General features: G+C 62.5%; 17 protein-coding genes and 2 rRNA genes (1 of these 19 only partly in view). 7 read left to right on the top strand and 12 right to left on the bottom strand.

The genetic code is table 11. The features are described from left to right. The first annotated feature begins 15 nt into the window (after window positions 1-15). Entirely contained in the window at window positions 16-234 is a 219-nt protein-coding gene (locus XaFJ1_RS01695; protein WP_012914958.1) for a twin transmembrane helix small protein, read from the top strand. 225 nt (window positions 235-459) lie between these two features. On the opposite strand, the gene XaFJ1_RS01690 is transcribed toward XaFJ1_RS01695, so the two are convergent. The 6 genes from XaFJ1_RS01690 to XaFJ1_RS01670 all read right to left on the bottom strand — a co-directional run bounded on the left by XaFJ1_RS01690 (window position 460) and on the right by XaFJ1_RS01670 (window position 5206). Next, window positions 460-1335: a cytochrome c oxidase subunit 3 gene (locus tag XaFJ1_RS01690; protein WP_012914957.1), complete on the bottom strand. Its 876-nt coding sequence runs from the start codon at window positions 1333-1335 to the stop codon at window positions 460-462. 21 nt (window positions 1336-1356) lie between these two features. After that, window positions 1357-1947: a cytochrome c oxidase assembly protein gene (locus XaFJ1_RS01685; RefSeq protein WP_012914956.1), complete on the bottom strand. Its 591-nt coding sequence runs from the start codon at window positions 1945-1947 to the stop codon at window positions 1357-1359. Next, window positions 1944-2075, bottom strand: coding sequence for a hypothetical protein (locus XaFJ1_RS16340; protein ID WP_012914955.1), 132 nt, complete (start codon window positions 2073-2075; stop codon window positions 1944-1946). Before XaFJ1_RS16340 ends, XaFJ1_RS01685 begins: the two co-directional genes overlap by 4 nt. Then, window positions 2075-3685, bottom strand: coding sequence for a cytochrome c oxidase subunit I (gene ctaD / locus XaFJ1_RS01680; protein ID WP_012914954.1), 1611 nt, complete (start codon window positions 3683-3685; stop codon window positions 2075-2077). Before ctaD ends, XaFJ1_RS16340 begins: the two co-directional genes overlap by 1 nt. Window positions 3686-3716: 31 nt before the next feature. Further along, window positions 3717-4664, bottom strand: a complete 948-nt coding sequence (coxB, locus tag XaFJ1_RS01675; RefSeq protein WP_425509571.1) for a cytochrome c oxidase subunit II — start codon at window positions 4662-4664, stop codon at window positions 3717-3719. A gap of 65 nt (window positions 4665-4729) precedes the next feature. Next, complete coding sequence (locus tag XaFJ1_RS01670) at window positions 4730-5206, bottom strand: DUF2244 domain-containing protein (RefSeq protein WP_012914952.1); 477 nt, start codon at window positions 5204-5206, stop codon at window positions 4730-4732. Window positions 5207-5433: 227 nt separating this feature from the next. Here XaFJ1_RS01670 and putA point away from each other — a divergent pair, with 227 nt between their 5' ends. Further along, window positions 5434-8664, top strand: a complete 3231-nt coding sequence (gene putA / locus XaFJ1_RS01665; RefSeq protein WP_045756695.1) for a bifunctional proline dehydrogenase/L-glutamate gamma-semialdehyde dehydrogenase PutA — start codon at window positions 5434-5436, stop codon at window positions 8662-8664. Between the two features lie 193 nt (window positions 8665-8857). Here putA and XaFJ1_RS01660 read toward each other — a convergent pair whose 3' ends face one another. Continuing rightward, window positions 8858-10198 carry an outer membrane protein transport protein gene (locus XaFJ1_RS01660; RefSeq protein WP_012914950.1) on the bottom strand — a complete coding sequence of 447 codons (1341 nt, stop codon included), beginning with the start codon at window positions 10196-10198 and terminating at the stop codon, window positions 8858-8860. A 248-nt stretch (window positions 10199-10446) separates the two neighbouring features. Between XaFJ1_RS01660 and XaFJ1_RS01655 the strand changes: the two genes are divergently transcribed. Genes XaFJ1_RS01655 through XaFJ1_RS01645 form a run of 3 tightly spaced genes read left to right on the top strand, consistent with a single transcriptional unit; the run spans window position 10447 to window position 12470 of the window. Further along, on the top strand, window positions 10447-11124 hold the full coding sequence (locus tag XaFJ1_RS01655) for a rhomboid family intramembrane serine protease (protein WP_012914949.1): 678 nt from the start codon (window positions 10447-10449) through the stop codon (window positions 11122-11124). 37 nt (window positions 11125-11161) lie between these two features. Beyond that, window positions 11162-11482, top strand: a complete 321-nt coding sequence (locus XaFJ1_RS01650) for a DUF1820 family protein (protein ID WP_045756693.1) — start codon at window positions 11162-11164, stop codon at window positions 11480-11482. A gap of 4 nt (window positions 11483-11486) precedes the next feature. Next, window positions 11487-12470: a D-2-hydroxyacid dehydrogenase family protein gene (locus XaFJ1_RS01645; RefSeq protein ID WP_012914947.1), complete on the top strand. Its 984-nt coding sequence runs from the start codon at window positions 11487-11489 to the stop codon at window positions 12468-12470. 54 nt (window positions 12471-12524) lie between these two features. On the opposite strand, the gene XaFJ1_RS01640 is transcribed toward XaFJ1_RS01645, so the two are convergent. Together XaFJ1_RS01640 and XaFJ1_RS01635 are read right to left on the bottom strand one after the other, a co-directional pair. Beyond that, the gene (locus XaFJ1_RS01640; RefSeq protein ID WP_012914946.1) at window positions 12525-13997 is read right to left on the bottom strand and encodes a S41 family peptidase; all 1473 of its coding nucleotides are present in this window, start codon (window positions 13995-13997) and stop codon (window positions 12525-12527) included. Between the two features lie 105 nt (window positions 13998-14102). Next, entirely contained in the window at window positions 14103-15317 is a 1215-nt protein-coding gene (locus XaFJ1_RS01635; protein WP_012914945.1) for a murein hydrolase activator EnvC family protein, read from the bottom strand. Window positions 15318-15514: 197 nt separating this feature from the next. Here XaFJ1_RS01635 and XaFJ1_RS01630 point away from each other — a divergent pair, with 197 nt between their 5' ends. Next, the gene (locus XaFJ1_RS01630; protein WP_012914944.1) at window positions 15515-16177 is read left to right on the top strand and encodes a DUF4097 family beta strand repeat-containing protein; all 663 of its coding nucleotides are present in this window, start codon (window positions 15515-15517) and stop codon (window positions 16175-16177) included. Window positions 16178-16395: 218 nt separating this feature from the next. Then, window positions 16396-16545, top strand: coding sequence for a hypothetical protein (locus tag XaFJ1_RS01625; RefSeq protein WP_155393051.1), 150 nt, complete (start codon window positions 16396-16398; stop codon window positions 16543-16545). A gap of 298 nt (window positions 16546-16843) precedes the next feature. On the opposite strand, the gene XaFJ1_RS01620 is transcribed toward XaFJ1_RS01625, so the two are convergent. The 3 genes from XaFJ1_RS01620 to XaFJ1_RS01610 all read right to left on the bottom strand — a co-directional run. Then, window positions 16844-17911, bottom strand: coding sequence for an NAD(P)-dependent alcohol dehydrogenase (locus XaFJ1_RS01620; RefSeq protein ID WP_012914942.1), 1068 nt, complete (start codon window positions 17909-17911; stop codon window positions 16844-16846). A gap of 488 nt (window positions 17912-18399) precedes the next feature. Beyond that, window positions 18400-18514 (bottom strand): 5S ribosomal RNA (rrf, locus tag XaFJ1_RS01615). Window positions 18515-18672: 158 nt separating this feature from the next. Further along, window positions 18673-20365, bottom strand: a 23S ribosomal RNA gene (locus XaFJ1_RS01610); it runs 1186 nt beyond the window's last position.

Raw genomic sequence — 20365 nt, 5'->3', positions numbered from 1 at the left:
TGCGCCGAGACGCCCATGAACGACTCACTGAAAACCCTGCTGATCGTCGCGTTCCTGCTGGTCATCCTATGGAACCTCGGCGCCGGTCTGTACTACCTGTTGGTGGACCGCGGCCAGAGCAAGCGCACGGTGAACGCATTGACCTGGCGCATCGGTTTGTCGGTCTGCCTGATCTTATTGGTGATCTTGGGCATCTACACCGGCACGATCAAGCCGCACGGGCTGGGGCAGTAAGAAGCAGAACAGCTGCCATGCCGCGCGGCACACCATCGCGATCAAGCGATGGGATGCACGGGAAAAGGAACGCATGTCGAAAACCAAACCGCCGTGCCCTAGCGGCCGTTTCGAGACGGTTTGCAGCCACGATGCATCGCCATTCGGCAAACTCGCGCCGCTAGAAAATCCGGAACGCCCGCATGACGCACATTCTCGCAATCTCGCGTAAACCGGCTCGCGATCTCAAAGCACATACACGAACAGGAACAGCGCCAACCACACCACGTCGACAAAGTGCCAATACCAGGCAGCTGCCTCGAAAGCGAAATGATGATCGCGACTGAAGTGCCCGCGCGCCGCGCGCAACCACATCACCAGCAGCATGATCGTTCCCAGCAGCACGTGCGCGCCGTGGAAGCCGGTGAGCATGAAGAAAGTGGAACCATAGATGCCCGATCCCAGCGTGAGATTGAGCTCGTTGTAGGCGTGGATGTATTCCTCGCCCTGGCAATACAGGAACGTACACCCCAGTAACACGGTCAGCGCCTGGAACACCAGAAGGCGCGTGCGCTGCCCCGCCTTGAGCGCATGGTGGGCAATGGTCAGGGTCACTCCGGAGCTGAGCAGGATCAGCGTGTTGATCAATGGCAATCCCCAAGCCTCGATGGTCTGGAAGTGCCCGCCGATCGCCCCTGGCCCGTTGGTCGGCCACGCCGCGGAATACCCGTCCCATAGCAGCGCGTTGGTCATCACGCGATAGCTATCGCCGCCCAGCATCGGCAGGATGAAGGTACGGGTATAGAACAGCGCGCCGAAGAACGCGCCAAAGAACATCACCTCGGAGAAGATGAACCAGACCATCCCCATCCGGAACGACACGTCGACCTGACGGTTGTAGTGCCCGGCGATGGACTCGCGGATCACATCGCCGAACCACATGAACAGTGTCGCCAGCAACATCGCGATGCCAGCGAAGAACGTCCATTGGCCCCAGGCCGCGTCGTTGAGCCAACTGGCCACGCCAATCATCGTCAGAAACATGGCGATGGAACCGATGAACGGCCAACGACTCTGGCTGGGCACGTAATAGGCGGTGGCGTCGGTGCTGGGTTGGGCCATGGCAGGCATTCCGGTCGGGTGTCAGAGAGCTGCGCGTGCGGAACCGGCCAGTCTCGGCGATTGCAGTTCCTTGCTCAGCGCATCGTTCTTGTAGAAGGTGTAGGACAGAGTGATGGTAGTGATGTCGCGCGGCAGGTTGGGATCGACGATGAAGCGTACCGGCATGTCGCGCTGCTCTCCGGCCTGCAAGGTCTGCGCGGTGAAGCAGAAACACTCGGTCTTGGTGAAATAACCGGAGGCGCGTGCCGGCGCCACCGATGGCACCGCGCTGCCGACGATGGCGCGACCGCTTTCGTTGCGTGCGTAGTACAGCGCTTGATTGAGCTGGCCGGGGATCACCTCCATGGTCATCTGCTCCGGATGGAACGACCACGGCAGCTTGGAATTCACCCCGCCATCGAACTGCACCTTGACCGTGCGCTTGTCGACCAGCGGCGCGCGCGCCTGCTGACCTTCGCCCGGACCGCGCTCCAGGCGAATGCCGAACACCTTCTCGCAAGCGATACGGTACAACGGCACCAGCGAAAAGGTCAGCACGAACACAGCAAGCGCCACACCGACCAGCTTGAACAATCCGGCACTGCTGTGCACGTGCGGTGCCGGCGCGTTCATCGGCCCAACACCCCGGAGAGGATGAAGCCGACGTAGATTGCCAGCGCGACCACGCCGACCACCAGGGCGGTACGCGCCGCACGTTTGCGGCGCAGGACCAACTCGTCGAGTGGCGGCTGGGCAGTCATCAGTGGCCGATGTCGTCGTGGGCCAGATCACCGGGCTTGAGCACCGGCGGCAGGGTGAAGGTATGCGCCGGCGCTGGCGACGGCACCGTCCATTCCAGGCCGCGCGCGCCTTCCCACACACGCGCCTGCGCATGCGCGCCGTTGCGCAGCGACGCCAGCAGGATCGAGGCCATCAAAAACGGGGTGACGAACATGCCGAACGCGCCGATTGAACTGACCAGGTTCCAGTCCGCGAACACCACGTTGTAGTCCGGAATACGCCGAGGCATACCGGCCAGACCGAGGAAGTGCTGCGGGAAGAACAGCAGGTTGACGAACAGCATCGTCCACCAGAAATGGAACTTGGCCCAGCTCTCGTTGTACATGCGCCCGGTCCACTTCGGCCACCAGTAGTACACCGCCGCGATCAGCGCGAACACCGCGCCGGTGACCAACACATAATGAAAATGCGCAACCACGAAATACGTATCGTGGTACTGGAAGTCGGCCGGCACGATCGCCAGCATCAGCCCGGAAAAACCACCGATGGTGAACAGGATGACGAACGCCACCGCCCACAGCATCGGCGACTCGAAGCTCATCGCGCCTCGCCACATCGTGCTGATCCAGTTGAATACCTTCACCCCGGTGGGGATGGAGATCAGCATGGTGGCGAACATGAAGTAGATCTCGCCACCCAGCGGCATGCCCACGGTGAACATGTGGTGGGCCCAGACGATGAAGCTCAGGAACGCGATGGCCGCGATCGCATAGACCATCGCCTGGTAACCGAACAGCGGCTTGCGGCTGAAGGTGGGAATAATCTCGCTGATCACGCCGAACGCCGGCAGGATCATGATGTAGACCTCCGGATGCCCGAAGAACCAGAAAATATGCTGGTACATCACCGGGTCGCCGCCGCCGGCCGCATTGAAGAACGAGGTACCGAAGAACTTGTCGGTCAGCAGCATGGTCACCGCGCCGGCCAGCACCGGCATCACCGCGATCAGCAGGAACGCGGTGATCAGCCAGGCCCAGCAGAAGATCGGCATCTTCAGCAGGTAGATGCCCGGCGCGCGCATGTTGAGCACAGTGGCGATGATGTTGATCGCCCCCATGATCGAACTGATGCCGGCCACATGGATGGCGAACACCGAGAAGGCCACGTTGTAACCACCCTGCAGCATCAACGGCGGGTACATCGCCCAGCCGGCGGCTGGCGCACCACCGGGCAGGAACAGGGTCAACAGCAGCAAGGTGAACGCCACTGGCAATAGCCAGAACGACCAATTGTTCATGCGTGGCAACGCCATGTCCGGCGCGCCGATTTGCAGTGGGATCATCCAGTTGGCCAAGCCGACGAAGGCCGGCATCACCCCGCCGAAGATCATCACCAGCGCATGCACGGTGGTCATCTGGTTGAAGAACTCGGGCTTGACGAACTGCAACCCCGGCTGCGCCAACTCGGCACGAATCACCACGCTCATCGCTGCACCGATGACGAACATGGTGAAGCTGAAGAGCAGGTACAGCGTGCCGATGTCCTTGTGGTTGGTGGAAAAGAACCAACGTGCGACGAAGCTCTGCGAATGCCCGTGCTCGTCGTGGTGATCGACTGCGGAATGGGCCATGGCGGCTACCTCAGGAAAGGAAGGCTGGGAATCAGGTGGTTTGCACGATCACGTGCGAACCGGGACGAGGACGCGGGCGCGACTGTTGTGCCTGCGGTGGCACCGTCGGCGCCGCCGCATGATCCGGAGCGGACACCGCCGCGGGCGCGGCTGGAGCGGCCACCGGAGCCGGAGTGGACGCCGGCGCTGCGGCGGCCGGCGCTGGCTTGCGCGACGCCAGCCACTTGCGGAAATCCTGCTTGTTCATCGCCTCGACCACGATCGGCATGAAGCCGTGATCCTTGCCACAGAGGACAGCACACTGACCACGGTACACCCCCGGCGTGTCGATGCTGGTCCAGGCCTCGTTGACGATCCCGGGAATGGCGTCCTGCTTCCAGCCCAGCGCCGGCACCCACCAAGCATGGATCACATCGTCGGCGGTGATCAGGAAGCGTACCTTGGTGTTCACCGGCAATACCAAGCGGTTGTCCACGTCCAGCAGATAGTGCGGATCGTGTTCGACGGTCGGCACCGCGCCGCTCTGGCGCATGCGGTCGGAACTGCGCGCCAGACGACTGGTGAAGGACACATTCTCGCCCAGGTATTCGTAACGCCACATCCACTGGTAGCCGGTGATCTTCACCGTCATTTCGGCATCGCGGGTGTCGTACATCGCGATCAGCTTGGCCGTGGCCGGCCATGCCATCACGATCAGGATCAACACCGGAATCACCGTCCAGACGATCTCGGCCTTGGTGTTGTGGGTGAACTGCGCCGGCACCACACCCTTGGACTTGCGGAAGGTGAAGAGCGCATACGCCATCGCGCCGAACACCAGCACACCAATCACCACACATACCCACAATGCGAGCATGTGGGCAGCATAGGCATTGTGTGCGCTCTGGGTGACGCCACGGCCCATGTTGAGCTGCCACGGCTTCGGATCGGCCGCCTGCGCCCACGCCAGCGGCGCGGTCACTACCGCCACCAGCGCCATTCCTGCCTTGATTGCCTGTTGCACCCACCTGCCGCATTGCTTCATTGCCTAGACCCCTTGGCGTGTCATCGGTTGCGGCCAGTCGCGGCCGCCAGCAAGCCTTGCAGGGTCTGCGCCAGTTCGCGGCGCTCGTCGGGACCGAGGAACTCGCCCACCCGAACCTGCTTGCCGCTGGATGCCAGCACCACCCTGTCGTCGCCTTCGATCCGCAACCGCACCCAATGCGGATGGGCGCGGAACGCTGGCGTTCCCGCATTCGGACGGGTCACTTCCACACAAGCCGGACCCACCCGGATATCTTCTTCGCGCTCGCCCACACGCCATGACCAGCGCAGCGCCAGCGCGACCAACATGCTATGCAACAAGGCGAATACAGGCGCGAACACATTACCTGCGAGCCACCCAATCGCTGCTACGGCCCACATCGCCCCGGCGAGCGCAGCGAACAACAAGACGAACTGCCGGGCGTTGAGTGCCCGCGGCGGGCGCAGCCGCAGCTGCGCACCCGACCCCTCCGGAGAAAACGGAAACATTTCGATCATGTCGAACCGCGCTTCCGAACCGCCTCGCCTTCAAGTCGCGAGTACGCCTGGATGGTAGCCCTGGGCCTGCCCCGCGGCAAGCGCGGGTGCATCACAAAAAAATGCTGCAATGCAACCAGATCGGCACGCCATGTCGCCCGGCATCACAGCCGTCGACGCTGCCGGCCACACCCAGCCGACGCGGGCACTGACATAAAATGATCGCTTCCATCCCTGGCCTTTCCCGCATGAACGCTCTGTCTGGCGCCGGCTCTCCCTCGACGATGCCATCGGCGTTGCCTTCGCCGCTGCTCGCCCCCGAACTTCCCCCCGCAGCGCACGCCTTGCGCGCCGCGATCACCGCCGCCTGGCTGAAGGACGAAGCCGAACACGTGCGCGAACTGCTCGAACAAGCCCGCCTGCCGACCGCCGACCAGACCAAGGTACAGGCGCTGGCCGCCGATCTGGTCACTCGCGTGCGCGCCCGTGCGCAGCACCAGGGCGCGATCGAAGCGTTCATGCGCCAGTACGACCTCGGCAGCGAGGAAGGCGTGCTGCTGATGTGCGTGGCCGAAGCGCTGCTGCGCATCCCCGACCAGGACACCGCCGACAAGCTGATCCGCGACAAGCTCGGCGACGCGGACTGGAAGAAGCACATGGGCGAGAGCGATTCGATCCTCGTCAATGCCTCCACCTGGGGATTGATGCTCACCGGCAAGCTGGTACAGATCAACGACCTCACCCGTGCCGACGTGGCCGGCGCATTCAAACGCCTGATCGGCCGCGTCGGCGAGCCAGTGATCCGGCTGGCGGTGCGTCAGGCGATGAAGATCATGGGCCACCAGTTCGTCATGGGCCGCACCATCGGCGAGGCGTTGGCGCGCTCGAAGAAGGGCGACAACGCGCACTACCGCTATTCCTTCGACATGCTCGGCGAAGGCGCGCTGACCATGCGCGACGCACAGCGCTACTTGGATGCCTATCGTCAGGCGATTCACGCCATCGGCACGCACTTCGCCACGCAACGCCAACGCGACACCGGCAAGGAGGCGGTGTTCGCCGCGCCCAGCATCTCGATCAAACTCTCCGCGCTATACCCGCGCTACGAGCACGCCAAGCGCGCACGGGTAATGGCCGAGCTGGCGCCGGGGGTGCTGGAGCTGGCGCAGTTGGCCAAGTCCTACGGCATCGGCTACACCGTCGATGCCGAAGAAGCCGACCGTCTGGAACTGTCGTTGGACATCATCGCGGCCACCTTCTCCGATCCATCGCTGGACGGCTGGGAAGGCTACGGCCTGGCGGTGCAGGCGTATCAGAAGCGTACACCGTATACGATCGACTTTCTTGCCGATCTGGCGCGCCGCGTTGGCCGCCGTATTCCGGTGCGCCTGGTCAAGGGCGCTTACTGGGATGCAGAGATCAAGCGCGCGCAGGTCGAGGGCCATTCTGGCTACCCGGTATTCACCCGCAAGCAAAATACCGACGTGTCCTATCTGGCCTGCGCCAAGCGCCTGTTCGCGCACAGCGACGCGCTGTATCCGATGTTCGCCACGCACAACGCGCAGACCATCGCGGCGGTGCGCGCCATCGCCAACGGCAGGGACTACGAGCACCAGAAGCTGCACGGCATGGGCGATGACCTCTACGCCGAGGTCATTCCCGCCGATCGCCTGGGGGTGCCCTGCCGCGTGTACGCGCCGGTCGGCTCGCACGAGGACCTGCTGCCGTATCTGGTGCGGCGCCTGCTCGAAAACGGCGCCAATTCCAGCTTCGTCAATCGCATCACCGACGAGAACGTGGCCATCGAGGAGCTGATCCGCGATCCGATCGAGGCCGTGTCCGCGTTCGCGTCCATCCCGCATCCGAAGATTCCGCTGCCGGTCGACCTGCTGCGCAGCCAGCACCACAACAGGAAAAACTCCATGGGCGTCAACCTCGCCAACGACAACGACCTGCGCGCACTGGCCGATCAACTCAACGCCGCGCTCAAACCCTGGCACGCCGTACCGCTGGTACCCGGCGCGGTGATCGCCAGCGAATCGCTGCCAGTGACCAATCCGGCCGACCGCCGCGAGATCGTCGGCCGCTGGCAGCCAGCCGATGCCGCGAGCGTGGAAAAAGCGCTCGCCAATGCCGTCAACGCACAACCGACCTGGAACCGCACTCCCGCCGCCAGCCGCGCCACCATCCTCGAACACGCCGCCGACCTGCTGGAAGCGCGGATGCCCGAGTTCATGGCGCTGTGCGTCAAGGAAGCCGGCAAGACCTTGCCCGACGGCGTCGCCGAAGTGCGCGAGGCGGTGGATTTCCTGCGCTACTACGCTGGCCAAGCACGCGCCCAGTTCGGCGCGCCCGAGCGGTTACCGGGGCCGACCGGCGAATCCAACGAACTGCAGTTGCACGGTCGCGGCGTGTTCGTGTGCATCAGTCCCTGGAACTTCCCGTTGGCGATCTTCCTCGGCCAAGTCGCCGCGGCGTTGGCCGCCGGCAACAGCGTCATCGCCAAGCCCGCCGAGCAGACCAACCTGGTCGGTCACGCCGCGGTGAAGTTGCTGCACGAGGCGGGCGTGCCGGAAGCGGTCGTGCAGTTCCTGCCAGGCGATGGCGCCACCGTCGGTGCCGCACTCACCCGCGATCCACGCGTGGCCGGTGTCGCCTTCACCGGCTCCACCCAGACCGCCCGCGCGATCAACCGTGCGCTGGCCGCGCGCGAAGCCGCCATCGGCGTGCTGATCGCCGAAACCGGCGGCCAAAACGCCTTCATCGCCGATTCCTCGTCGCTGCCGGAAGCGGTGGTCAAGGATGCAATCGCCAGCGCCTTCATTTCCGCCGGCCAGCGTTGCTCGGCCGCGCGCGTGCTGTTCGTGCAGGACGACATTGCCGACAAGGTGATGACCATGCTGGCGGGTGCGATGGCCGAACTGAAGATCGGCGATCCGGGCCTGCCGTCCACCGATGTCGGCCCGGTCATCGACGCCGACGCGCTGCAACTACTCACCGAGCACGCCGCGCGCATGAACCGCGAAGCACGCTTGATTGCCGTGACCGCCACCGACGACAGCACCGCACACGGCAGTTTCTTCGCCCCGCGCGCCTACGAATTGCAATCGCTGGCGCAATTGCAGCGCGAGGTCTTTGGCCCGGTGCTGCACGTGATCCGCTGGAAGGCCGACCAGCTCGACGCGGTGATCGACCAGATCAACGCCACCGGCTACGGCCTGACCCTGGGCGTACACTCGCGCATCGACGAAACCATCGAGCGCATCGCCGCGCGCGTGGCGGTCGGCAACGTCTACGTCAACCGCAACCAGATCGGCGCGGTGGTCGGGGTGCAACCCTTCGGTGGCCAGGGGTTATCCGGCACCGGTCCCAAAGCCGGCGGCCCGCACTACCTGCTGCGCTTTGCGACCGAGAAGGTGGTGACCGTCAACACCACCGCCGCCGGCGGAAATGCCTCGCTGCTGACGCTCGGCGATTGAGCGACCCACGGTTGGCGTCGCCAGTCCATGCCGCCTGCACGCAGCGATCGCGGCAAGCGTGCCTGGACAAGACGATCAACCTTGCCTGCCTCGCTTCGCATGGAGCGATGCAGAACCGCACGAGGAGAAGCGAACGTCGCAGAAAAAACCCCGCAGAAGCGGGGCTTTTTCATGATCGGCGCAGCGGTTGCGATCAGAACTTGTAGTTGACCGAGCCCGCCAACACGTTGCCGTTCAGGTCGTAATGGCCGACCAGCGTGTTTCCCGTCGCACTGGTGGTGGCGACCCTCGGATCGTTGATGAACAGATGAGTGTAGCCAACGCTGTACTCCACCTGCTGAGACGGCTTCCAAGTCAGACCCAGCGAAGCCCATTTGCGGCTTTGGTCCGGTACGCGCACGTCGCGGTGCTGATCGGTGGTCGGGGTTTGGTCGTAAGCCACACCGCCGCGCAACGTCAGGGTGTCGCTCATGCGGTATTCGGTGCCAAGTGCGACGGAAGTGGTATCGCGGTAGGAGAACAGCAGCGTGTTTTCGGGCTGATTGGAAGCGAAGTCAACGGTGATCTTGTCGAACTTTTTCCAGGCGGTGCGGGTGACGTCGGCCATCACCGTCCACTGCTCGTTGACGTTGTGGGTGAAGCTGGCGGTGGCGCTGGCCGGCAGCTTGACCGTGGCACGGCCCTTGGTGTCGACAAAGGTGCCCGGCGCAGCAACGGCCAGCACGGTGGCGACATTGCCCCAGACGGTGAAATCGACGTCACCATCGGTGATTTTGTGCTTCACCTGCGACCGGTAGCTGAAACCGATGTGGGTATTCTCATCGACGCTGAACAAGCCACCCAGAGTGAAGCCGGCCGCGGTGTTGTCGCCCTTGAGACGCGAGAAACCGTCGACACTGCCCGGCGTGAAACCCGGCACCCGACGTGAAGCCAGGATGGTGCCGAAATCGATGGCGTTGGTCAGATCGATGTTCAAACGCTCGGCGAACACCGATGCGCCGAAGGATACGTACGGATTGACGTCGTAGGAGAAAGCGGCGTTCAAGTCGATCGTCTGCAATTCGGTCTTGACACCGTTGTAGCGACCAACCCAATCGCGGTCGTATTGGGTCTTGAAACCGAATGGCACGGTCAGCGAGGTGCCGAAATGCATGTTGTTGTCTGCGCCGAATGGCATGTGTAAGTAGAACGCCGGGACCGGGGCGATCATGCCGGCGTCGCCGCCATTGCCACCGGAGATCGGCGCACCGTTGGCATAGGTACCGCCATTGCCCCGGTACTTGGCGGAGAACTGAATGGCGCTGACGTCGGCCTGGAACACCGAGCCATCGAGTTGGCGCATGCCCGCCGGATTCACGGCGATGATGGAAGCGTCGTCAGGCGCACTCCCGGCACCGGCGAAAGCACGACCAAGCCCCTTGGCGCTGTTTTCCTTGAGCTGAAATGCGGCGCCATGTGCCTGACCCATGGTCAGTGCACCGACGATACCCACGGCCAGTGCAGTGAAACGGACGAACTGGGTTGCGTTTTGCATGGATCTTCTCTCCGGACTAAAGGGAAATCTGTGTTCGCGCCTGCGCATTGCTGGCCTGAGAAGCCGGACGATGCATCCTGGCCCCCTTCGGACATACCGCGCGTTATGCTGCATAACGCCTTGCTTTAACTTAACTATAACAATATTCCGCATGAACAACATGCTCCGTTCAGGTTCGTATGGAGCCCGCCTATGTCCTGTCGTATGAAGCCCGGTATCTTTGCCATCCGAAGCTTTCCGGTATTCGCATGTTCGTCTCCATCCCCACTCGCGAACGGACCAAGCTGCGCTGGGCCGCGCCGCTGCTATTGGCAGCGATATGGCTCGCCTTCCTGTGGTCCATCAATCTCCCCAATGAAGCCCGCGTGACGTTGTGGCTGGACTGGGGCGCGCTGTCGACCGGCGTCAGCCCGCGCGACTGGCTGGCAACCCTGCATGACGGCAGCGTGCTGCGCCTGTTCACCGCACTGTTCCTGCATGCCGACTGGTCGCACCTGCTCGGCAACCTGGTGTTCCTGCTGATCTTCGGCCTGCCCACCGAACGTGTGCTGGGTCCGTGGCGCTTCCTGCTGCTGTTCCTGAGCGGAGGTGCGATCTCCAACCTGGCGGCCGTATTCGCGATCGACACCCCGGATCGGGTCATCATCGGCGCCAGCGGCGCGGTCTCTGCCTTGATCGGCACCTATCTGGCACTGTTCCCGCGCGCCAAGCTCGGCGTGGTTCTGCCTCTCGGGCTGTTCCTGGAGTTCGTCCGTGCCCCCGCCTCGCTGCTGATCGGTACCTGGGTCGTATTGCAGGTCGTGTTCGCCTACATCGGCCCGGCATTCGGCATGGTGGCATGGTCGGCGCACCTGACCGGCTTCGCCTTCGGCATCGGTTACGGGTTGTACGTGCGCGCTACGCCGGACAAGCGCAACGCCTTCTGAGCCTGGTCCGGCGACAGTGGCGTCTTATACTGCGGGCATGTTCAAACACCTCTACAAAGTGACCTTCCTCAACCACGGCAAGGTCTACGAACTGTATGCACAGCACGTCGGCAGCAGCCATCTGTGGGGATTCACCGAAATCGGCGCGCTGCTGTTCGATGTGCACGATGGTTTGGTGATCGATCCCACCGAGGAACGACTGCGCGAAGAGTTCGGCAACACCAAGACGTTGCACCTGCCGATGCAGAGCATCGTGCGGATCGAACAGGTGGAAAAGAAGGGCCCGTCGGCGATCCGCGAGGCGGCCACCGGCGAAAAGGTGGTCACGCCATTCCCGATGCCCGGCAAACCACGCTGATCCGATGCGCATCCTGGTCGTCGACGATTATCAGGATGCGGTACGGCACCTCTCATGCTTCCATCGGCTGCTGGGGCATCGCGTGCAAGTATTGACCGCGCCGTCGCCCGATCCCGATACCCTCGTTCGCCACGCTGGCGAGGCCGAGGCGCTGGTGCTGATCCGCGAGCGCACCCGCATCGATACCGCGCTGCTGGCGCGGCTGCCTTCCCTGCGCCTGATCAGCCAGACCGGCAGGATCGGCGAGCACATCGACCTGGCCGCATGCACCGCACGCGGCGTCGCTGTCGCCGAAGGTGTCGGTTCGCCGGTGGCGCCAGCAGAACTGACCTGGGCGCTCCTGATGGCGGCCAGCCGGCGCCTACCTGCATACCGCGACGCGTTGCTGACTGGGCGCTGGCAGGCCACCGGCGATGCTGGCCTGGGCCGCAGCCTGGAAGGACTGACCCTGGGCGTGTGGAGCTACGGCAAGATTGGGCGTCGCGTCGCCGCTTACGGCCGTGCATTCGGCATGCGCGTGCAGGTCTGGGGTGGCAAGGATACCTGCGCGCATGCGCGCGCCGACGGTTTCGAGATCGCCGCCAGCCGCGCCGCCCTGTTCGCCGACAGCGACGTGCTCAGCCTGCACCGTCGCCTGGTCGCGGCCACCCGCCACCAAATTGTGCTGGACGATCTGCTGCGCATGAAGCCCGATGCGCTGTTGGTCAACACCAGCCGTGCCGAGCTGCTCGCCCCCGGCGTACTGCTGGCGGCGCTGGCGGCCGGACATCCGGGACAGGCAGCGCTGGACGTGTTCGAACAGGAACCGCTGCTGGATCCGCAGCACCCGCTGCTACGGCATCCGCAGGTGCTGGCGACACCGCACCTGGGCTACGTCGAGCAGTCCAGCTACGAACTGTACTTCGGCGCTGCCTTCGACAACGTGCTGGCCTTCGCCGCAGGGGCACCGCAGCATCTCGCCAATCCCGAGGTGCTGACGCAGGGCTAATCGGCAGAGCGATACCGACGCCTGCACGGGGGACGGCCACGCGGCGCCACTGGCTCAGGAACCAGGCGTCGGCGCTACTGGCTCAGGTTTTTCGGGTTCGGTCTTGCCGTGCGCAGGCGTCTGCGGCGCAGACTTGGTCGAGGGTGTACCCGGTTTGTGCGCCGGTGCCGCCGTCGGCTTGGATTTCGACTTGAGCGGCTTGGCTGCGGCGGCCCTGGCCACCGCGCCAGGCTGTTTCAGTTCGGCAAGCGCCTGCGCGATCGGCGCATCGCCCGGGAGCGGGTCGCCGGCACTGTACCCCTCGGCCCCCTCGTCGTCGCCGCGCAGATGACCCGGCAACGTGGCTTCGCTGTAGTCCGCAATCGCCGCCGGCTTGTCCGCATCCTCCGCCTCGCCTTCAGGGTGCAACACCACATCGGGGACGATGCCGCTGGCCTGGATCGACTTGCCACTGGGGGTGTAATAGCGTGCCGTGGTCAGCTTGACCGAATCGCCGTTGTCCAGCGGCAGCACGGTCTGTACCGAGCCTTTGCCGAAGGTGCGGCTGCCGACGATGCGTGCGCGCTTGTTGTCGCGCAGCGCGCCAGCGAGCACTTCCGAGGCACTGGCCGATCCAGCGTCCACCAGCACCACCATCGGTGCGCCGTTGAGCAGATCGCCGGGGGTGGCATCGAACTTGGAATCGCTGACCGAGATGCGCCCGCGCGTGCTGACGATGGTGCCCTTGTCGAGCAGGTCGTCGGCCACCTGGACCGCTGCGGTCAGCAGTCCGCCGGGATTGCTGCGTAGATCCAGCACCAGGCCACGCAGTTTGCCGCCCGCCTTAGAAAGCAACTGCTGTAGCTGCTTGCGGAAATCTGCGCCGGTATCGGCCTGGAAGGTGCTGATGCGGATGTAGCCGTAGCCCGGCTCCAGCATGCGACTGCGCACACTGGCCACGCGGATGGTCTGCCGAGTCAGCGTTACGTCGAAGGGTTTATTCACCTTGTCGCGCTCGATGGTCAACACGACCTTGCTGCCCGACTGGCCACGCAATGGTTCCATCGCCTTGATCGCACTGATCGGCTTGCCGTCGATGGCGATAATGATGTCGCCCGAGCGCAGGCCGGCGCGCGCGGCCGGGGTGTCGTCGATCGGCGACACCACCTTGAGGGTGTTATCCGGCAGCTGCAGCAATTCCACGCCAATGCCATCGTAGGCACCGCTGGTCTGCTCATCGAATGCTTCGGCGTCTTCTTTGCTGAAATAGGTACTGTGCGGATCGAGATCGAGCAACAGGCCACGGATCGCAGACTGCATCAGTTTCTTGTCGTCGACAGGATCGACGTAGGCTTCCTTCACCGCGTTGTAGACCGCGACATAGCGGCGGATTTCGTCCAGCGGCACCTTCGACGCGGCCGACTCGGTGGCATCGGGATCATCGGCGCTGGCCGCCGGTGCCGTGGATGTCTGCGTGGCGGCATGCTGCGCCATCAGTGGCAGCGGCGCCAGAGCAAGCAACAGGGCTACGGACAGGACTACGCGCATGAAGCACTCCGATTGGGGAAGGCCTGCGCCATCCACGGCACAGTGACCACGATTATGCGCGAAATCACCCTGGATTCGCGTTGACCCGCACTGCGATGCTGCAGTTCAGCGTCGCTGCAGCCACGACGCCGGATCCACCGGCTGGCCGTTGTGACGCAATTCGAAGTACAACGCCGGGCGCCCCTGACCGCCGGAGTTACCGACCTTGGCCACCGGATCCCCACGTTTGACCCGGTCGCCGGCATCGCGCAACAAGGTGTCGTTGTGCGCGTACAGGCTCATGTAGCCGTTGCCATGGTCCACGATCAGGATCATGCCGTAACCGGTCATCCACTCCGAGAACACCACCGTGCCATCGGCAACCGCCGTGATGGTACTGCCGGCTGGCGCAGCGATCAGCACACCATTGCTGGTGCGTCCATCGGGCAGCCGGCCGCCGTAACGCGCGAGCAGGTCGCCGGACAATGGCCAGCCAAGCCCACCGACCTTCAACGGTGGTGCCGAGGCCACCACCTTGGGCGGGACCTTGCCGCCACCGTGCGGGTTATTGCCCGCCTTGGCCTGCGCGGCCTGTTCGGCCGCTGCACGCCTGGCCGCGGCACGCCGCTCGGCCTCGGCACGCGCAGCGGCCGCGCGCAGATTGGCTAGCAGGGTCTCCAGGGCCTTCGCGTCCTGGCCGAGCGCTTTCTCGCGCTCGCTACGATCCTGATAACGCTGATCCAGTTCCGACACCACGCTGGCGCGCTGCTTGCGGTCACGCTGCAATGCGGCCGCCTGCTCTTGCTGACGACGCTGCGCTTCGCTCAGCTGCTGCCGCTGCTGCGCGACATCGCGCTGCACCTGTTCGAGTGCCTGCAATTCGTGGGTCAAGCTGGCGATGCGTTGCGCACGTTCGCGCTGCAGATACCGGTGATAGGTCAGTAGCCGGTTGGCATCGGCCACGCGATCCTGCGCCAGCAAGAGCTTCAACGGTGCATTGTCACCGATGGCATAGGCGGCACGCAGCCATTGCGCCAATTCGGCGCGCTGGCGGGTCAAACTGGCGCGCAATGCATCGCGTTTGTGCTCCAGTTCGGCCAGGGTCTGCTGATGCTGACGCAGTGCCTGCTGGGTCTGTGCCAGGCTACGTCCGCTGGCGGCGACCTTTTCGTCGGCGTCACGCAACTGCCTTGCGGCGTCGCCGCGCTTACCCTCCAACTGATGCCGCTCCTCGGCCACGCTCTTCAATTCACCGCGTACTTTCTCCAGACGGCGCTCGGCGTCGCGTGGGTTCTGTGCAGCAACCAGGCCCACAGCCAGCAAAAGTACCGCCGCCGTCACAAAACGTATCGCCCTATGCCGCTGCCCGCCAGCATAGCCACACGCCGCACCGAGCGAAGCGGAGCGCGAATAAACGGAAGTGGCTGCGGGCAAGGTTGGATCCAGTGACTTCAGGCAGGTGTGGATTGTAGCGAAGCGTGTTGTGATGCCCACACAATTGGTCGCTGCCGGATAGCCGGTGTTGGGGGAGGTTGAAAATGAAGCGGATGCATCCGGTGATACTGTTGGCCATGGCCCTAACGGCCGGCTCCGCGCTGGCGGCCGACGACATCAGCAAGGTCAACGGCAACATCACGGCTATCGCCGGCAAGCAATACGGCAACCTGGACATCGTCAACGGCAACATCAGCGTCGAACACAACGCACACGTAGGCAATGTGGAGACGGTCAACGGCGATGTCAGAATTGCCGATAACGCCCAGACCCAAAGTCTGTCCACAGTCAACGGTGGCATCAACATCGGCGAACGTGCGCAAATCGGTGGCTCCATCAAAACGGTCAACGGCAGCATTTTCGTCAATAGCGGCGGGCGCGTCAGCGGCGGGATCGAGAGCGTCAACGGCAGCATCGGCGTGATCGCCATACAACTGGATCGCGGCATCGAGACCGTCAACGGCGACATCACCGTAGGCCATGACGCACATCTCGGCGGCGGAATCACGATCAACAAGCCAAGCTTCAGCATGTCGTTCAACCCCACACGCACGCCGCGTGTCATCGTTGGACCACATGCGGTGATCGACGGTCCGCTGAGGTTCGAGCGCAAGGTCACGCTGTACGTCCACCGCAGCGCCAAGATCGGGCCGATCAGCGGCGCCACCGCACAATCGTTCGACACCGACACTGCACCGAAAAACTAAGCCGAACGCCTCGGGGGCGCGAGGCGTGGACATGCGGCTTGCTTATAGAATTCGGAAGTTACCTCGACACCAGAAGCCCGCATGTCCCGTATGCTCGTGTTGTGCTTGGCTGCAGCGGCGGCATCGAAGCCGGGCGGCGCGCGTCCGCAGCCTACGCCAAGCGTTACCATACGCCGGCCAACGAATACGATTCGACACTTTGGAAACTCGATGGTGTGATGGAAGACCTGCAAGCGGTGTATGCAATCGGCACGGCATTGGGAAGCAGCGGCATCTGGCCGAACTGGTATCCGAACAATCCATTCAAAGCATCCCGGGACAAGATGATCAAAAAAAGCAAGCCGGCCGCGTCGGCCTCCGGCACCTGATCGATTGCTGCCCGCCTCCAAGGTTCCGCGCTATCAGCGTGCCTGGGTAGGGTGCTGATATAGACAGGCGGCGACAGCTGCAACGACCGCATCAGCCATGCTGATCTTCGGATTTTCGTCCATCCCCATTCGCTGAATTCGGCCACTGCGCCATAGCCGTCGTCCCTGCCTCCTGTGAGCCGACGGCGCTCTCGCGGATGCGTCCCCCTGCCGATCAAGCGAATGTCATGGCCTCTACGAAAAAGCTCCGGCCACCCACCCGGATCTCATTGGCATGGCTTAACCTGCTGGCGCGACATCACGCTGCGTGCTTGGCTTTCGGCAGGCTAGCCATGTCGATGACGAAGCGATACTTCACATCGCCGCGGAGCATACGCTCATACGCTTCATTGATCTGCGCCATCTCGATCGTCTCGATATCGGACACGATCCCGTGCTTGGCACAAAAATCCAGCATCTCCTGGGTCTGGCGAATACCGCCAATCAATGAGCCGGCCAACTGGCGACGCTTCATGATCAGGTTGAAGACTCCAGGGGAGGGATGCGACTCGGCCGGCGCGCCAACCAGAGTCATGGTGCCATCGCGCTTGAGCAAGTTCAGGAAAGCATCCAGATCGTGCGGGGCCGCCACCGTGTTAAGGATGAAATCGAAACTGTTGGCATGGGCAGCCATTTCTTCCGCGTTCTTGGATATCACGACGTCGTCGGCACCGAGACGCCGCGCGTCGTCGCGCTTGCCCGCCGAGGTGGTGAATAGCACCACGTGCGCACCCATCGCATGCGCGATCTTTACGCCCATGTGTCCGAGCCCCCCAAGGCCGACGATGCCAACCTTCTTGCCTGGCCCGACCTTCCAATGATTCAGCGGCGAATATGTGGTGATGCCTGCACACAGCAGCGGTGCCACAGCCGCGAGATGTTGTGCGCCGTGGCGGATGTGGAGCACATACTTTTGGTCGACCACGATGTGATCCGAATAGCCGCCATAGGTATTTTCGCCACCGAACATCGGACCGTTGTAGGTGCCCACGAAACCGTTCTCGCAGTACTGCTCCTCGCCATCGGCACAAGAAGCACAATGGCGGCAGCTGTCGACCATGCAACCGACACCCGCCAGATCACCAACCTTGAACCCATCGACCTGATGACCCACCGCCGTAACGCGCCCGACGATTTCATGGCCGGGCACGGACGGGTACTGGGTGTTATGCCATTCGTTGCGAGCAGTGTGCAAATCGGAATGGCAGACCCCACAGTAAAGGATTTCGATGCGGACATCCTGGGCGCCAACCACACGACGCTCGAACGCGTAAGGGATCAGCGGCTGATCGGATGCCAGGGCAGCGTATCCATTGGCTTGGCTCATGCGAAAGCCCTCGTGTCAGTGGAAAGGAACGGCAAAACACATCGCTCGATACAAGTACTTCCCCATCAAGCGACTACCAGATTCTGCTCAGTCTAAGGGGGATGGCATGAAAAGCACCCATCATCGGTTAGAACGCTGCGATGCGCATTCTCTGAGATGGATTTCATGATCTTTGCGGTGGACGTGCTCAATGAAGAAAGCATCTGACGCATGCCGGCTCCAACACCGCAGGGTTCTAGCTAGCCACCCCACATCCTCTGCGGTGCGGCCAATGTGATGTATCCCCCAGCCCAAGAGTGCCGCTGTGGAGGCAGCATGCGGGGTATGGGCTTGGAGGTTTTGGGATGGACGCCTCACAGGAAACCCGGCCGCTACTCAGGGCGGGGAGACGTCGCAAGCACGTGTCTTATCAGCATTGTGGAGCGTTTGGCTTTTGATGGTGCAATAAAAAATCCCCGTCTTTTAGGGACGGGGATTAGGGGTGAAGCCCCTGGCGATGACCTACTCTCGCATGGCTTGAGCCACACTACCATCGGCGCAGCTGCGTTTCACTTCCGAGTTCGGGATGGGATCGGGTGGTTCCACAGCGCTAATTTCACCAGGGAGACGGTTGGAGTGTCGCCGTTGTCGTTCGGTACTGTTTTTATGGGTACCGAGGACGGGATGGCGCCAGCCTCTCATGGGGTGTGATGTAGCGAGCGATTGTGAAGCATTCGACGTGTGTCGTGCTAAGGAATGCTTTGGAAGCACCTTGAGGTTATATGGTCAAGCCGCACGGATCATTAGTATCAGTTAGCTCAATGCATTGCTGCACTTACACACCTGACCTATCAACCACGTAGTCTACATGGTTCCTTTAGGGGACTTGTGTCCCGGGAGATCTCATCTTGAGGCGCGCTTCCCGCTTAGATGCTTTCAGCGGTTATCGCTTCCGAACATAGCTACCCGGCAATGCCACTGGCGTGACAACCGGAACACCAGAGGTTCGTCCACTCCGGTCCTCTCGTACTAGGAGCAGCCCCTCTCAAATCTCCAACGCCCATGGCAGATAGGGACCGAACTGTCTCACGACGTTCTGAACCCAGCTCGCGTACCACTTTAAATGGCGAACAGCCATACCCTTGGGACCGACTACAGCCCCAGGATGTGATGAGCCGACATCGAGGTGCCAAACACCGCCGTCGATATGAACTCTTGGGCGGTATCAGCCTGTTATCCCCGGAGTACCTTTTATCCGTTGAGCGATGGCCCTTCCATACAGAACCACCGGATCACTAAGACCTACTTTCGTACCTGCTTGATCCGTCGATCTTGCAGTCAAGCACGCTTATGCCTTTGCACACAGTGCGCGATGTCCGACCGCGCTGAGCGTACCTTCGTGCTCCTCCGTTACTCTTTAGGAGGAGACCGCCCCAGTCAAACTACCCACCATACACGGTCCCCGATCCGGATTACGGACCTAGGTTAGAACGTCAAGCACGACAGGGTGGTATTTCAAGGATGGCTCCACCACAGCTAGCGCCATGGTTTCATAGCCTCCCACCTATCCTACACAGACGAACTCAACGTTCAGTGTAAAGCTATAGTAAAGGTTCACGGGGTCTTTCCGTCTTGCCACGGGAACGCTGCATCTTCACAGCGATTTCAATTTCACTGAGTCTCGGGTGGAGACAGCGCCGCTGTCGTTACGCCATTCGTGCAGGTCGGAACTTACCCGACAAGGAATTTCGCTACCTTAGGACCGTTATAGTTACGGCCGCCGTTTACTGGGGCTTCGATCAAGAGCTTCGCCTTGCGGCTGACCCCATCAATTAACCTTCCAGCACCGGGCAGGCGTCACACCCTATACGTCCACTTTCGTGTTTGCAGAGTGCTGTGTTTTTGATAAACAGTCGCAGCGGCCTGGTTTCTGCGACCCTCTTCAGCTATAGCTCGCACGAGCCACCAAAAAGGGTGCACCTTCTCCCGAAGTTACGGTGCCATGTTGCCTAGTTCCTTCACCCGAGTTCTCTCAAGCGCCTGAGAATTCTCATCCTACCCACCTGTGTCGGTTTACGGTACGGTCTGCGTAAGCTGAAGCTTAGGAGCTTTTCCTGGAAGCGTGGTATCAGTGACTTCGTCTCAAAGACTCGTCTCGGTGCTCGGTCTTAAAGGACCCCGGATTTGCCAAGGATCCAAACCTACCGCCTTTCCCCGGGACAACCAACGCCCGGTACACCTAACCTTCTCCGTCCCTCCATCGCACTTACGCGAGGTGCAGGAATATTAACCTGCTTCCCATCGACTACGGCTTTCGCCCTCGCCTTAGGGGCCGACTCACCCTGCGCCGATTAACGTTGCGCAAGGAAACCTTGGGCTTTCGGCGTGCGGGTTTTTCACCCGCATTATCGTTACTCATGTCAGCATTCGCACTTCCGATACCTCCAGCAGACTTCTCAATCCACCTTCGCAGGC

This window comes from Xanthomonas albilineans, from assembly GCF_009931595.1.
Classification (GTDB): Bacteria; Pseudomonadota; Gammaproteobacteria; order Xanthomonadales; family Xanthomonadaceae; genus Xanthomonas_A; species Xanthomonas_A albilineans.
The sequence above is the reverse complement of the archived record's forward strand: the minus strand, read 5'-3'. Positions and strand labels throughout refer to the sequence as shown.